Here is a 14,928-nt window from a genome sequence, read left to right on the forward strand (position 1 = left end):
AATTCATGAAATTACTTTTAGCATCCCAATCACCAAGAAGAAAGGAACTTCTTTCCAGCCTTGGTTTTGAATTTGAAGTGGTAAAAATTGACTGTGAAGAGATTCTTCCAGAACACATCAAAATAGAAGAAGCAGCCGCTTATTTGTCTGAATTAAAAGCAGATGCATTCAGAAGCCTGACTGGTGACGAAGTTTTACTGACTGCAGACACGGTAGTTGCCATTGATAATCAGTTTCTTGGCAAGCCTAAGGATGAAGCAGATGCTTTCAGTATGCTTCGCAGCCTTTCCGGAAAAACCCATCAGGTGTACACCGGCATTACGATTAAAACTACTGATAAGATCTTTACTGAAACGGATGTAGCAGATGTAACATTGGATGACATCAGTGATGATGAAATAAACTACTACATTCAAAATTACAAACCTTTTGATAAAGCCGGAAGCTATGGTATTCAGGAGTGGCTGGGAATGGCAAAAATCAGTAAAATGACAGGAAGTTTTTATACCATTATGGGACTTCCTACCCATCTTGTTTATAAAATTTTGAAAGAAACCTCGATAATTTAAAAAATTATGAGGCCCCTGCCCCCTATAAAGATGAAATAAAATATTTCAGAAAGAAATATAAATATTATTCATTATAAAATTTTATTATTTTTACAAAATCATCAAACTGCTGATAATAAAAAGCAAATTAGCGAGTTATATTGAATAATGAAAAAGAATATATTGTTCCTTTTAGTGATATGCCTCGTTGCATCCTGTGCTACCAAAACAAAGAAGCCGGAGCAACGATCAAAACTATTGAAAGGGTTTTCCACATATTATAACACCCTGTTTAATGCCAAAGATGCATTGAACAGTGAGTTTACTGCCCGTGATAAAGGACATAAGGATAATTTTTATGCTCCTTATATCCCTATCCTTACTTTTGAAGATCAGCCATTAGGAAGTGATCTTGGCCAATCAACAGCTTTCGCAGAGAATTCAATGAAAATGGGTGAAGTAGCCAACAGGTCTTCATCAAGAGGTAATTCGGGAGTTCCCAATATGCAGGGGCCGCCGGGACCAGGTCAAAATAATCCTGATGAAAATCAGAATAAGGGTGCCACTACTTTAGAAATTGCCGAAGCTAAGGCTCTAAAAGCCATTAACAAATATTCTGTAACCCGAAACGGTGAAGAAAAAAACAAGCAGATTTTTGATGCCTATATGATTCTTGCACAGTCAAGAATTTATCAGAATAAGCCTCTACAGGCCATGGATGCCCTCAATTATGTTTTCACTCATATGAAAGATGACAAAAGGATTCCGTTGGCAAGAATTTATCAGGGAGTGGCTTATGATAAAGTTAAAGATTACCACAGAGCCCATGAAACTTTTGCTAAGCTAAAGGGTGAGGATATTAATAAAACTTATGGTAAACTATTAAGCATTTATTATGCTGAATCCCTTTTGGATGCAGGTAAAAAAGAAGAAGCATCCAAGGAACTTGATCTTGCTTTCGAACTGAATTCCAACAGAAAACTAAAGAGCCGAATTGCTTATCTGAGAGGTCAGGTTCTTGAAAATTTGGGTCAAAATGATAGAGCCAGAGAAAGTTTTACAGCTGCCTACAAGTATTCCAGTGATTTTGAATTTGAAGTAAAATCTCAGATCGCCATTGCTAAAACCTTTAATGGCAAAGGAGATTACAATGGTGCTAAAAACTATCTGGAAGGAATCAGTAAAAAAGGAACTTATGGTTCCCGAAAGAATGAATTTTACTATGCCTTGGGTCTAATGGCCAATAAAGCAGGAAAAAAAGACGAAGCACAGCAATTTTTCAGAAAGTCTTTATTTGAAAAGGTTTCTGATCCACAAATCCGTGGACTGGCTTATTATGAGATAGGAAAAAACTATCTTGATAAGAATGACTATATCGGAGCCGGCAGTTATTATGATTCTGCGCTTGCCGTAATGACCTATGAACCATCAAAAATCCTGTTGAAGGATCAGTCTGAATACATTAAAAAGATCTCCAAAAACTATTATTTGATCAAGAAGAATGACAGTATTCTTTCTTTGTCCAAAATGAATGATGCACAGAAAACAGATTTTTTCTCAAAGCATATTGCCAAATTAAAGATCAAGGAAGAAAAGGAAGAACTAGAGAGAAAACGTGCTGAAAGAATCAAAGGCTTTGATACGGGAGATTATAATTCTAATTCAATTTTTGCCAATAATAATTCCAATTCTTTTGAAGATTTTGGGGTAACTACGAAAGGTTTTTATTTCAATAATACCGGAACTGTAAGTAAGGGAACGTCTTCATTTAAGCAGGTTTGGGGAGACAGAGCTCTTTCTGACAACTGGCGTTTTTCCAAAAAGATGGCTTCTATTGAGGATATGAAAAACGAAGCTCTTGGGGTTACTTCAGCTCCTAATCCCAGACGTTTTGAACCGAGCTATTATATTGAGCAGATTCCTACCGACCAGGGCAAATTGGGCCAGTTAAAAAAGGACAGGGATACGGCTTCCTTAGGACTTGGTATCATGTATCAAAATTATTTTACCAATACTCCCCTAGCTACTAAAACTCTTTATGATCTTGTAGATGTAAAACCGGAAGAAAAGGTAATGCTACAGGCATTGTATGAAATATTTGCCATGAACTATGAGAAAAATCCTCAGGCATCAGACAGGGCAAAACAGATTCTTTTGACTGATTATCCTTATACTTCCTACGCTGAGTTTGCAAGAAATCCTAAAAACGTTTCTTTTGTAAAATCAACGGAAGATGTTGAAAATGAATACAAAAGAGCATATGCACTTTATGAGTCAGAAAAATTTGGAGAAAGCAGACAGGTTATTGACCAGACTCTTCAGAAGTTTCCGAAGGATGCACTGGTTCCAAAATTATATCTCTTAAATGCCTTTAACGCAGGAAAATCAAGCGGAAAAGAGGTAATGATTCTTCAGCTTGAGCAAATTGCTTTGAATTATTCTAAAACACCTGAAGGGATAAGAGCCAAGGAAATGCTTAACTACCTGAAAAGTGAACTAAGCTTCCAGGCTACCGATAATAAAGGAAATGCCATTATGGAACAACCCGCCTCTCCTATTCAGTCTGGTAACCCTAATAAAGAAGCCCAGCAAATGATGAATGAAGGAGGGAAAAAACAAGGAGGCATCAATAATTCGCAAAACTTCGAATTGGCACCTCCTCAACAAAATCCTGCCAATAATGTACAACAGCAGAAAAACAGTATTGGAACTCCAAACCAACCCGTAAAACCAAACGTACCTCCTGGAGGACCACAATAAAAATAAAAAAAGCGAAGATTTAATCTTCGCTTTTCTTTTTCTTTACGCCATGAAAATCTTTGAGATAGAAAGGCTCAAAGTAAGCCATATCTTCAAAGTCCCTGTTGTTTATCTTTTCTAATGTTTTTTTGATAAGGTATTGGGCAGACGGATAAATATTCTCATTAAAATCTGCATCCGGAAGATTTAAAATATCTTTAGCTTTCTTTGCCCCATCTCCTACAAAGATTACTTTTTTATCCTTAAATTCTTCAAAAGAGGTTTCTTCTAAAATCTTCGCCTCCGTAGCTGAGAGTTCTTTTCCTGTAGAACCGTCATAAACGGCCGTATAAACCTCCATTCTCCTCGCATCGATCAAAGGCACTATGAAATCATAGTTATGTCCTAAAAACGGCTCTATCATGCTTTCAAGAGAATTTACAGCAATAAAAGGAACTTTCAGTCCGTAGCAGAAACCTTTTGCAGAAGCTGCACCAATTCTAAGACCGGTATAAGAACCCGGGCCTTTTCCCAGGGAAACGGCTTCAATATCTTTAAGTGATATTCCGGCGCCTTCCAGTGCCCACTCTACATAGGTATGAAGACTTTCAGACTGCTTATAGTTTTCGGAAACCTCTTCGCAAAGACACAATAGTTTGTCGTCTTCGGATACGGCTACCGAACAGTTTTTAGATGATGTTTCTAGATATAGGATTTTCATTTTATCGTTTTAAGCTACAGTGCAAAATTGCAAAAAGGCAAAATCGCTTTTAATATTTTGCAAATTTACTCCATTATTTTGAGACTATTTTTTGTAGATTGTTCTTGGTTCCGCCTGAGCGCTTGGATAAATAGTCATATCTGCAATGGTAACATGTTTGGGAGCATTTATACAGTAGGCAATGGCATCTGCAATGTCTTCAGCTTTCAACGGCTCATAGCCGGCATATACTGTAGCAGCCTTTTCGTTGTCTCCTTTGAACCTGATCAATGAGAAATCTGTCTCTACTGCACCAGGCTGAATATTGGTAACCTTAATCCCAAATTCGGTAAGCTCCAGTCTCATTCCCTCAGAAATAACATCTACGGCTTTTTTGGTAGCACAATACACTACTCCATTGGCATAGGTTTGCCTTGCTGCCACAGAACTAATATTTATAACGTGACCTAAGTTTTTAGTTTTCATTAATGGGATAATCATTTTGGAAACATATAGCAATCCCTTTACGTTTCCATCAATCATAGAATCCCAATCATCAGTCTTTCCTGAAGAGATTGGATCAAGTCCATGAGCATTTCCTGCGTTATTAATCAGAACATCAATATCTTTCCATTCTTCCGGAAGAGAATTGATGGCGGTTTCGACCTCTTCAAGATTGGTAACATCAAACCTCAAACTAAACACTTCGGTATATTGAGAAAACTCAGTATCTAAAGATTTAAGTACATCTTCTCTTCTTCCACAAATGATGATTCTGTTTCCTTGTTTTGCCAGAAGCTCTGCTGTAGATTTACCTATTCCGGAAGTGGCTCCGGTGATTAATATTGTCTTCATAAACGTTAATTTATTTAATATCCCAGTATGTGAATGCAACAATTTACCAATGTCTAATGATACATTATTGATATTTTTTGTTACAATGAATCATGATTACTAGGTTCTGTTTTAATGGTTAATTTGCATCAAAAGCCTGAAAGGCATCGGTTATATGATCAATGATTAGATCTTTGTTTTCATCAGGAAGAACGGAGATAATATCAAATCTTACTTCATTCTGTTTTTCCGTTTCTTCCAGGTAATGATTAGCTGCGGTTACAATTGACTTAATCTTCGTTCTGGTAACGGCTTCCTGAGGTAGCATAAATGCATCCGTAGATCTGGCCTTTACTTCAACAATGATTATTAAATCTTCTTTTTCAGCAATAATATCAATCTCAGCTTTCTGAAATCTGAAGTTTCTGCCTATAACTTTATAGCCATTTTTTTGAAGATAATCAGCAGCCATATCCTCTGCTTTTTTTCCAAAGTCATTATGATCAGCCATATCTGTTGTTTGAGTATGTCAGAGTGGGAGAGTGCTAATATTTAAAATTCAATCTTTACCTTGGTCTCAACTTTCATTTTAGCTTTTCCTCCAATAATTAACGGTCTGTTGTCTTTAATATGACCGTTCGGGAAGCCGAATACTACGGGGAATTTATATTTTGAAATTCTTTCTGAGATCAGTTTATAGGCAAATTTATCAAAGCTTTCTTCGTAGCTTTTATTTTCCTTTTCATCTCCCATATTGGTCATTCCACCTATGATAAGTCCTTTAATTTTATTGAAGACCCCCGCCAGCTCCAGGCTCATGATCATACGGTCCAGAGCATAGAAGTTTTCTCCAATATCTTCGATGAAAAGAATTTTATCCTTAAAATCGAAGGAATATTGGGTTCCTAAAAGAGCATAAATAAGGGCTAAATTCCCTCCAACCAATTCTCCCTCAACATTACCTTTTATATTTAATTGATGAGATTTTAGGCTGTAATTAGGTGTTTTTCCTTTAAGAATATCAAAGATTAGATTGTAGCTTTCTTCGGTAACTCCAAAGCTTGATGTTTTAATGGTTTGTCCGTGAATGGAAGCAAAGCCTTTTTTTAATAGATAACTTTGGATTACTGTATTGTCGGAATAACCGATATACCACTTCGGATTTTCAGTAAAGTTTTTCAGCTTCAGATGCTGAATGAGATGCTGACATCCGTAGCCACCTCTGGAAGCCCATATGGCTCCAATTTCCTTATCATTTAGGGCCCAGTTGATATCTTTTATTCTTTCCTTTTCTGTTCCTGCATAATTGTAGCCATTGGAAAACTTTGTATAAAGATGTTCTCCTAAAACAGGCTCAAATCCTTTACTTTTAATCAGTTTTATGCCTTTTTCAAGTTGAGAGGCATCTACGGCTCCTGCAGGAGAGATAACAGCTATTTTCGCCCCTTTCTTAAGGGGTTTTGGAAAGATTATTTTTTTCATTTTGTTTTTTGATATTTTACTTCTTTTTTCTCTGCTTCCTCCAGCTGTCTTTCAAACTGATTGAACTTCTTGAAGCTTTGTAAGAAGATAAAGAAACTGAAGACAATAAGAATACACCCAACAACTCTTCTGATCTGGTTGGCCAGTTTTTGGGTAAGTTTATCGTGAAATTGTTTAGCCAGAAATATTTTAGCGAGATCAATGGAAAGGTAAGTGGCAAGAACTATTCCTATGTATAAAATAAAACTGCTGGTGTCCGGATATTGATTCCTTACGGAAATCACCGTTACCAGCCAGAAAAGGATGACTCCAACATTTAAAAGATTAAAGAAAAAACCATTAAAAAAGGTCTTAAAATAATTTTGTCCAATGATTCTTTCTTCGCCGGGCATATGCATTTTGGTCTTAGTAACCAGCATCACAATTCCATAAATAAAAATAAGAATGGAGGTAATCCTGTAAAACCCGGGATGTTTATCTATTAAAGTTACGATATCCGTACTGGCATAATAAGCTGCTACAATACATAATAAATCTGCGGTGATAACGCCAAGATCCAATGATAAGGCATGCTTTGGGCCTCTGGAGAAGCTGGTTTCTATTAGCAGAAAGAATATAGGTCCTATAAAAACCAGACTCAGCATGAATCCTAATATGATGGCAGATAGTACAAGTTCAAGCATTTAATATATTTTAAAATGAAAAAAATTCATTCCGTTTTATACAAAGTTATACTTTATGATTTAATTATTCAATAAAGTTGTGATATATCAATTGCATTTGATCTTGATTTTAGAAGAGATTTTTTTAATAAAATAAGCTGTAGGAGGGAAGCAGAGAAGTCCTTGTCGTAAGAACAGGCAGCTAAAAGTCAATTTTATGATTTTTAATAGGTCTTAAAAATAAAAGAGATCATTCCTTTACGGAACAATCTCTTTCTATTGTTATTTCTTAATTATTGATATTAGCTAACCACCTTAAAGTCCAGTTGCTTTTGAATCAGATTGGCCTTTACAACCTTGATCTGAACCTGATCTCCCAATTGATACTTGTTACCGTGTCTGGTTCCGTATACGGCGTGAGTTTTTGCATCATACACATAGGAATCATCCACTAAGTCTCTTAATTTGATCAAACCTTCCGCACCGTTTTCTGGAATCTCTACCCAGAATCCAAATTCGGCAACTCCTGAAATTACTCCTGTAAAAGTTTCGCCAAGATGTTTTTCCATAAATTTCACCTGCATATACTTTATGGAATCTCTTTCAGCATCAGCTGCCAGTCTTTCCATAGCACTGCAATGTTTTGCTTTTTCTTCCAGTTCAGGCTTACCAGGAGATTTTCCTCCATCCAGATAATGCTGAAGAAGACGGTGGGCCAATAGATCCGGATAACGACGGATAGGAGAGGTAAAGTGGCTATAGTACTCAAAACCTAGACCATAGTGGCCTATTGGTTCGGTAGAATACACCGCTTTGCTCATACTTCTCATCGCTAGTGTTTCAATCATATTTTCTTCGCCTTTTCCTTTTACATCATGAAGAAGCTTGTTCAAAGATTCAGCAACTTTCTTGGTATTGGCAAGGTCCATTTTATATCCGAAGGTAGAAACAAAATCTCTTAAAGCTTCCAGTTTCGCCGGGTCCGGATCATCGTGAACTCTATAAATAAATGTATTATTTGTGATCTCTCTTTTCTTGGTTAAGGATACAAACTCGGAGACCTTTTTATTTGCTAAAAGCATGAATTCCTCAATCAGGTGATTTGAGTCCTTACTTATTTTAAAGTAAACCCCTATTGGTTCATTATTCTCATCCAGATTGAATCTTACTTCACTTCTGTCAAATGTAATTGCCCCTCTTCTGATACGTTCATTACGCATGATCTTAGCAAGCTTATCAAGGGTATTGATTTCTTCTGCCAGATCCCCTTCACCAGTTTCAATACGCTCCTGAGCTTCCTCATAGGTAAATCTTCTGTCTGAATGAATTACTGTTCTTCCAAACCATTGTTTTTGGATTTCAGCTTCATCATTCAATTCAAAGACTGCGGAGAATGTATATTTATCCTCATTTGGACGAAGGGAGCAAACATCATTACTCAATACTTCCGGCAGCATAGGAACAACCCTGTCTACAAGGTAAACCGAAGTTGCTCTTTTGTACGCTTCATCATCCAGGATGGTACCAGGAACTACATAATGAGATACATCCGCAATATGAACACCAATTTCCCAGTTTCCGTTTTCCAGTTTTCTCATAGATAAAGCATCATCGAAGTCCTTTGCATCCTTAGGGTCAATGGTAAATGTGCATATATTACGCATATCCCAACGCCTAGTCACTTCATCATCTGTAATGCTTCTGTCAATCTTATCTGCATCAGCCTCTACTTCTGGTGGAAACTCATAAGGCAGTCCATATTCCGCAAGAATAGAGTGGATCTCTGTTTCATGCTCTCCCGGAGCACCTAGTACTTGTAAAATTTCTCCTTCTGGGTTTTTATCACCAGGTTTCCATTCTGTCATCTTCACAATTACCTTGTCTCCATCCTCAACATTATTGAATTTATCTTTCGGAATAAAGATATCTGTATTGATCGATTTTTTATCGCAAACAACAAACCCGAAATCCTTATGAGCCACCTTTTGAAAAGTTCCCACAAATTCCGTTCTCGTTCTTTCTAAAACTTCCAAAACAGAGCCTTCTAATTTCTTTCCTTTATAATGATAAGTTATAATAAGAACCTTATCTCCCTGCAAAGCATCCTTTACATTTTTGGCATGAATGAAGACATCATTTTCCATCCCCTCAACATTCACGTAAGCATTTCCGCTCTGGTTAAAATCAATAATCCCAGTTAACGTTCCTGCAATTTTCATGTTCACGATATACTTTCCTTTTTCAACTTCCTTGATCTTTTCAGAACCCTGAAGTTTATGCAGAGCCTGGATTACAAGTTCTCTTTGTCTTGGATTCTTGTAATCTATTCCGTCCGAAATCTGCTTATAATTATAAATTTTCGATGAGTTTGTATTCATGAAACGTAGGATTAATCTTCCGATTTCCATGAGTTTCAAATCATTTTTATGACTTATATATTTTCTTTTTTTTGACATTTAATTTTCTTTTTTAATTCGTTTTTTACTTCCTCCCTAAGTCAGAAGTCCATCTTTTTTAAAGATTGAATTTAATATGAGATGGTAACCATCTCTATTGATAAAAATTTCAGTTACCTATTTTCATTGATTATTAATCATGATCATATTCTAATCGAATATAAGTATTATCAATGGTAACTTTTCAATATTCTATTCTTTACTTACTATATAATATTCTCATATTTCAAATTCATCCGTTCGGGTGAACTTTGTTCTGAAAATCATTCTATACTTTTTTAAGAATCCTTTACCATTATTTTCTGAGCCTGGAAACAGCAAGCCACAAAAAACAATACTGCAGATATTCTTTTTTTCATCAAACCTTAATGTTTAATTCAACCTTATTTTTCTAAATCTACTTAATAACGGAAGCTTTAGTTTTGTATAAATTTAATACAAATATCGAGAAGAAAAGAGAAAAACCTTCTATTTAATATGTTTTAATATTATAAAGGTTCTGGAGAAGAATAGAATATAGCTTCTATTGAACACTGCAAATGTACGAATAAAAAATAAATAAGGCCTGTAATTCAAATTACAAGCCTTAGTGTATTTAGCAAACAGCAATTTTATCAACTCTGTTTTGGTGTCTTCCTCCTTCGAAATCTGTAGAAAGAAATTTATCTACAATTTCAATGGCAAGTTCTTTTGATATAAACCTTGCCGGCATAGAAATCATATTCGCATCATTATGCAGTCTTGCCAATGTTGCAATCTCCGGCATCCAGCAAAGTGCGCATCTAATCTTCTGATGTTTGTTCGCAGTGATCTGAACCCCGTTTCCGCTTCCACAGATCAAAATTCCAAGCTCATTTTCTCCGTTTTCCACAGAGGTTGCAGCAGGGTGAACAAAGTCTGGATAATCCACACTGTTTGTGGAAAACGTTCCAAAATCCTGAACTTCAAACTTTTCTGAAAGGTAGTTCTTAACAATCTCCTTATATTCATAGCCTGCATGGTCCGCTGCGATCGCAATTTTTCTTTTCATAATACTCTTATTAAGCTTTTTTAGATTTTATTTCCTTACAAAGGTAAGAATAATAACAATTCGTGTTAGTAAACCGTGAGTTAATTGTGAAAAGGTATGTTAATAACTGTGGAAAACTTTTTTCAACTTTCTATTTTTCAAGAAGAATTTATTTCGTAATAGAAAATTCATTTGAAAGTTTTCACCACAACTTTCCAGATCTTTTCCCAAGCTATCCCCAGGTTTTTCCATAATAAAATAACTAATAATGGTTTCTTGGTAAAGTTATCAACAATTGTGAATAAGTGTCTGAATATGCAGGTTTACAGGCATTTATATTGTGAGTTAAATATGAGTTCAGTACTAGTTGAGTATTATCAATTTTAAGCTAAAAACTTATCCCCGATACTAACAATATACAACAACAACTACATTATTCTTTTTTTTAAAGAGAGAAGAAATGTTGATTAATGGGTGATTGGGTTCGGGGAAAGTTTTTGAAAACTTTTATTTTAATCAATCTGTTGAAAAAGTTTAAAACCTTACATTTGTGAAACGAAAAATCGAAGAAATTGATGGAATGGCCTCTGGCGAAATTTGCTGAAAAGCCACTAGAGCTGGATAGGTGCTTCCAGGTGATTTTAGAAAAAAATAAATCTAAATATAAAAATGAAAACAATTAACGACTTCAATTTTAAAGATAAGAAAGCTCTTGTAAGAGTTGATTTCAATGTTCCACAGGACGACCAACTGAAAGTAACGGACAATACCAGAATTGTTGCTGTAAAGCCAACAGTAGAGAAAATCCTTAAGGATGGCGGTTCTGTTATCTTAATGACACACCTTGGGAGACCGAAAGGAGAGGTTAAGGATGAGTTTTCTTTAAAACATATTCTAGGTGAGGTTTCCAGTGTTCTTGGTCAGGAAGTGAAGTTCGTTGATGAGTGTATTGGGGAAAAGGCTGAGAAAGCTGCTTCTGAGCTTAAGCCGGGTGAAATTTTACTATTAGAGAATGTACGTTTTCATAATGAAGAGGAGAAAGGTGATGAAGGTTTTGCTGAACAACTTTCTAAACTTGGAGATGCTTATGTAAACGATGCTTTTGGAACAGCACACAGAGCACATGCTTCAACAGCTGTAATTGCAAAATTCTTTAATTCAACTAAATTTTTCGGTTTATTAATGGCTAAAGAACTTCAAGCCATCGATAAAGTTTTGAAAAGTGGAGAAAAACCTATTACTGCAATCTTAGGTGGATCTAAGGTTTCAACTAAGATTACCATTATAGAAAATATTCTTCCGGCAGTAGATAATTTGATTATTGGAGGTGGAATGGCTTTCACATTTATTAAGGCATTGGGAGGTAAAATTGGAAACTCATTGGTAGAAGAAGATAAAATTCCTTTAGCTCTTGAAATCTTAGGTAAGGCAAAAGAACATAAGGTGAAGATCTATCTTCCTTCTGATGCTATCATCGCTGAAAGTTTCAGTAATGATGTTGAAAGAAAAGAAGCAGACATCTATGCTATTCCTGAAGGATGGATGGGATTGGATGCTGGACATAAATCAAGAGACCAGTTTAATGATGTATTATTAAATTCGAGAACTATTCTTTGGAATGGACCAATTGGAGTTTTTGAAATGTCACATTTTGCAGGGGGAACTGTTGCATTAGGTGATAGTATTGCTGAAGCAACAAGACTTGGTGCTTTTTCTTTAGTTGGAGGAGGAGACAGTGTTGCTTTCGTTAAACAATTTGGATATGCAGATAAAGTAAGTTATGTTTCTACAGGAGGTGGTGCAATGCTTGAAAGTCTTGAAGGACTTGAGCTTCCTGGAGTAGCTGCTATCAACAATTAATAAGAATAAAATATCTATATTTCGAAGCCTGCTAATATAATTAGCAGGCTTTTTTATGTTTGAAATTCTATTGAGAAATCCTGAATTGATCGTAGTTTCTATTACTTTTAGATATAACCTAAGGTTATACTTGTTTTAGTGTATTAAGTGCGAGTCAGTTATATTATGACAGCCTTTTTAAAGAGATAATCTGTTATTTAAATCCCCATATTTTGTTGGATTATGAGTTGTTTTTAAGTGAGGAAAAGAAAGGTTTTTCCATTCGATAAGTCTTTTTACTCATTAAGTTTTTAGTGTTGATGGGGAATATATTTTCTGTGGAAAATTGAAATATTATGATGTATACGAATGAATTTTTAGTGGTTAAAATATGGCTTTCTGTAATGGCGTTGTATAGGTAATTGAGGGCTTCTCCGGAGAGAATTTTAATTTTAAAAATATAGATAACTTTCATTTTCCAATAACAGGATTTATAATTATAAGTCTGTTTAAACTTAACCGCAAAAGTCACAAAGGGTTTTATTTTTTTAACACTTTAGTACACTTTAGAAAGTCTAAGGAAATACGGCTAAATTAAGTTCACATAAGATGAAAATCTTTGATTTTCAAGAAAACTTGGGTGTCCTTTCTTGTACACAAAGTATATCACTTAAATAGCTTAAGTGTTTAAAAAGCTTTTATATAAGAATGAATTTTGTGGCTGGAATTTGCATAGAAAAGAAGCATCACAGATATTTTAATTTAGGATAATATTTCTGTGATCGTTAAAGTCAGTGAATATATTTGATCAGACAAGAATCTAGTGTCTCAAAATGTACTCATTACTCCAAACAATCTTAAACATTGAATGAAAGAGAAAATGTTGTATAATGGAGAGTAGTTGTTATTTAATTAATTGAAAATCAATTAATTAATTTTTATATTAGAACTGTTAAATAAAGTAATTGATGATTAAAATCCTTAACCTGCCGAGTGGTATTTGATTAGACTTTAGATATAATTTCTAGAACATCTTCCAAATTGCCAACAACTCTGCAGTTATTGATAATAGCTCTTTGTAAAACTTGATATTCTTCCATCCACAATGGTAAATGATATTTATATTTCAAACCATTCAAAAAGTAAAATATGATTTTGTAATCAGAGATTACTCCTGTATTGTCAAATAACCGCAAGAGGGTAGGGGCGATGTATACTCTTCATCCAACATCTCCATTTCTTAAATTTTTTATATGCATAGATTTTTGGGGCAAAAGGAACTTTGGATATAAAACTTAAAGTAGAGAATATGACAGCATCTATTTTTTTAAGGAAATTAAAATTTAGTGATTAGCTTCATTATGGATTTATAAATACAATGACCCGAATTATTTTGATTTCTATTTTTATTCAAAAGTGAGTTTCAGAATTTACTTAAAAATCAAAAAAGTAATTTTTCGTGTATTTCTATATTTTCTAAAAATAAAAAGTGATTTGATTTATTTTAGTCTAATCTTCTTTTATTGAATTTGTTTTTACTTTTTTTACACTTTTTAGAATTTTGTTAGTTTTTCGAATTTCTGTCTATTTGAAATTGTTTAATATTTTTCATGTAAAAAAATAGGATAGGGTAGAAGAATTCAAAATTGAAATATTGGTAAATTTAATTTCTTTTTAACTTTTGATGAAGTAAAATAAGAAAGAGTACGAGTTGATATTCTTTAAAAAAATAAAACTCAGGAATAATTATCCTGAGTTTTTTAATTTTTTTGTTGAAAATGCTGAAATTTGGCTTTCAGAAATGGCTTTAAAATCGATTTTCTATCTTTTTTCGATAATGTATATCAAACTTGAAAATTCGTTCGAAAAAAGGGCTTTTACGTTCGAAATCGTTCCGTAGAGGGTCGCTTTTAGCCAAAATAGAGGTGATTTTTTATATTTTTCGCTAAGCATGGAGATATAGTAAGAATCCAGGACCAATGGTTTTATCTTTCTCATTTTCCAATCAGATTTTTTTGAAATCAAATTTTCCATTCCATTTTTTGAGAAATGATAAACATGTCTTGGAACATCATAGGCTGCCCAAAATTCCTTGTAATGTTTTGCATCGTAAGAAGTAGGGTTGGGGACAGCAATAATAAGAAGTCCTGTTTCTTTTAATTTCCCATGAAAAGCATTTAGCATTTCATCCTGGTTCTCGATGTGTTCAAATACATGCCAAAGGGTAATAGCATCTAAACTGTTTTCCTCAATTTTATCGATATTATCTAGAATTTTGGCCTTTGCTATTTTTCCTTGTGCAGCATTTCTTGCATCTGCATCGGGCTCGAAACCGAATGTTTCAAAATCGTTCTCTATGTACTTTACAAATTCTCCTGCGCCGCATCCATAGTCTAGTACTTTGGATCCTTTTTTAATTCTATCGACAAGGATATTTTTCTTGTATTGTAAATTGAAAGACTGAAGAAATTTGTAGAGCTTTTCTTTCAAACTTCCGGAATCCTGATGATGGGAAATATAATCTTCGCTTTCGTAGTATTTGGAAATGTTGGATGGAATAGGGGAGGTTTTGTAAACTCCTTTTGTTTCTGTTTCCTTAATTTCAAATATTTCCTGTGAAAGAAAATGATCTTTTATTTTCATTGAATTCGCTATCTGT

11 protein-coding genes are annotated in these 14,928 nt (G+C 34.5%); 3 read left to right on the forward strand and 8 right to left on the reverse strand.

Annotated elements, in window-relative coordinates; all coding sequences use genetic code 11:
• Nucleotides 1–5: 5 nt before the first annotated feature.
• The gene (locus tag C7D53_RS17995) at nt 6–569 is read left to right on the forward strand and encodes a Maf family protein (protein WP_106917790.1); all 564 of its coding nucleotides are present in this window, start codon (nt 6–8) and stop codon (nt 567–569) included.
• A gap of 147 nt (nt 570–716) precedes the next feature.
• A complete protein-coding gene (porW, locus tag C7D53_RS18000) occupies nt 717–3,308 on the forward strand; it encodes a type IX secretion system periplasmic lipoprotein PorW/SprE (RefSeq protein WP_228422426.1) in 2,592 nt (863 codons plus the stop codon).
• A 19-nt stretch (nt 3,309–3,327) separates the two neighbouring features.
• Here porW and tsaB read toward each other — a convergent pair whose 3' ends face one another.
• The 7 genes from tsaB to rpiB form a co-directional block, all read right to left on the reverse strand.
• On the reverse strand, nt 3,328–4,008 hold the full coding sequence (gene tsaB / locus C7D53_RS18005; RefSeq protein WP_106917791.1) for a tRNA (adenosine(37)-N6)-threonylcarbamoyltransferase complex dimerization subunit type 1 TsaB: 681 nt from the start codon (nt 4,006–4,008) through the stop codon (nt 3,328–3,330).
• An 84-nt stretch (nt 4,009–4,092) separates the two neighbouring features.
• Nucleotides 4,093–4,842, reverse strand: coding sequence for an SDR family NAD(P)-dependent oxidoreductase (locus C7D53_RS18010; RefSeq protein ID WP_106917792.1), 750 nt, complete (start codon nt 4,840–4,842; stop codon nt 4,093–4,095).
• Between the two features lie 118 nt (nt 4,843–4,960).
• Nucleotides 4,961–5,332, reverse strand: a complete 372-nt coding sequence (locus C7D53_RS18015) for a YraN family protein (protein ID WP_106917793.1) — start codon at nt 5,330–5,332, stop codon at nt 4,961–4,963.
• Nucleotides 5,333–5,373: 41 nt separating this feature from the next.
• A complete protein-coding gene (locus C7D53_RS18020) occupies nt 5,374–6,303 on the reverse strand; it encodes a S66 peptidase family protein (RefSeq protein WP_106917794.1) in 930 nt (309 codons plus the stop codon).
• Nucleotides 6,300–6,986: a LysE family translocator gene (locus tag C7D53_RS18025; protein ID WP_106917795.1), complete on the reverse strand. Its 687-nt coding sequence runs from the start codon at nt 6,984–6,986 to the stop codon at nt 6,300–6,302. Before C7D53_RS18025 ends, C7D53_RS18020 begins: the two co-directional genes overlap by 4 nt.
• Nucleotides 6,987–7,267: 281 nt before the next feature.
• Nucleotides 7,268–9,421, reverse strand: a complete 2,154-nt coding sequence (rnr, locus tag C7D53_RS18030; RefSeq protein ID WP_106917796.1) for a ribonuclease R — start codon at nt 9,419–9,421, stop codon at nt 7,268–7,270.
• Between the two features lie 595 nt (nt 9,422–10,016).
• Nucleotides 10,017–10,451: a ribose 5-phosphate isomerase B gene (rpiB, locus tag C7D53_RS18035; protein ID WP_106917797.1), complete on the reverse strand. Its 435-nt coding sequence runs from the start codon at nt 10,449–10,451 to the stop codon at nt 10,017–10,019.
• A 648-nt stretch (nt 10,452–11,099) separates the two neighbouring features.
• Here rpiB and C7D53_RS18040 point away from each other — a divergent pair.
• Nucleotides 11,100–12,290, forward strand: coding sequence for a phosphoglycerate kinase (locus C7D53_RS18040; RefSeq protein ID WP_076352882.1), 1,191 nt, complete (start codon nt 11,100–11,102; stop codon nt 12,288–12,290).
• Between the two features lie 1,800 nt (nt 12,291–14,090).
• On the opposite strand, the gene C7D53_RS18050 is transcribed toward C7D53_RS18040, so the two are convergent.
• Complete coding sequence (locus tag C7D53_RS18050) at nt 14,091–14,912, reverse strand: class I SAM-dependent methyltransferase (RefSeq protein WP_106917799.1); 822 nt, start codon at nt 14,910–14,912, stop codon at nt 14,091–14,093.
• Nucleotides 14,913–14,928: the final 16 nt, after the last annotated feature.

It is taken from the genome of Chryseobacterium aurantiacum, from assembly GCF_003020585.1.
Lineage (GTDB): Bacteria > Bacteroidota > Bacteroidia > Flavobacteriales > Weeksellaceae > Chryseobacterium > Chryseobacterium aurantiacum.

What these genes read in the sequence shown, in the direction of transcription:
- C7D53_RS18040 (WP_076352882.1), top strand. Translation starts at nt 11,100, where the DNA reads ATGAAAACAATTAACGACTTCAATTTTAAAGATAAGAAAGCTCTTGTA.
- C7D53_RS17995 (WP_106917790.1), top strand. Translation starts at nt 6, where the DNA reads ATGAAATTACTTTTAGCATCCCAATCACCAAGAAGAAAGGAACTTCTT.
- porW (WP_228422426.1), top strand. Translation starts at nt 717, where the DNA reads ATGAAAAAGAATATATTGTTCCTTTTAGTGATATGCCTCGTTGCATCC.
- tsaB (WP_106917791.1), bottom strand. Translation starts at nt 4,008, where the DNA reads ATGAAAATCCTATATCTAGAAACATCATCTAAAAACTGTTCGGTAGCC.
- C7D53_RS18010 (WP_106917792.1), bottom strand. Translation starts at nt 4,842, where the DNA reads ATGAAGACAATATTAATCACCGGAGCCACTTCCGGAATAGGTAAATCT.
- C7D53_RS18020 (WP_106917794.1), bottom strand. Translation starts at nt 6,303, where the DNA reads ATGAAAAAAATAATCTTTCCAAAACCCCTTAAGAAAGGGGCGAAAATA.
- C7D53_RS18025 (WP_106917795.1), bottom strand. Translation starts at nt 6,986, where the DNA reads ATGCTTGAACTTGTACTATCTGCCATCATATTAGGATTCATGCTGAGT.
- rpiB (WP_106917797.1), bottom strand. Translation starts at nt 10,451, where the DNA reads ATGAAAAGAAAAATTGCGATCGCAGCGGACCATGCAGGCTATGAATAT.
- C7D53_RS18050 (WP_106917799.1), bottom strand. Translation starts at nt 14,912, where the DNA reads ATGAAAATAAAAGATCATTTTCTTTCACAGGAAATATTTGAAATTAAG.
- rnr (WP_106917796.1), bottom strand. Translation starts at nt 9,421, where the DNA reads ATGTCAAAAAAAAGAAAATATATAAGTCATAAAAATGATTTGAAACTC.
- C7D53_RS18015 (WP_106917793.1), bottom strand. Translation starts at nt 5,332, where the DNA reads ATGGCTGATCATAATGACTTTGGAAAAAAAGCAGAGGATATGGCTGCT.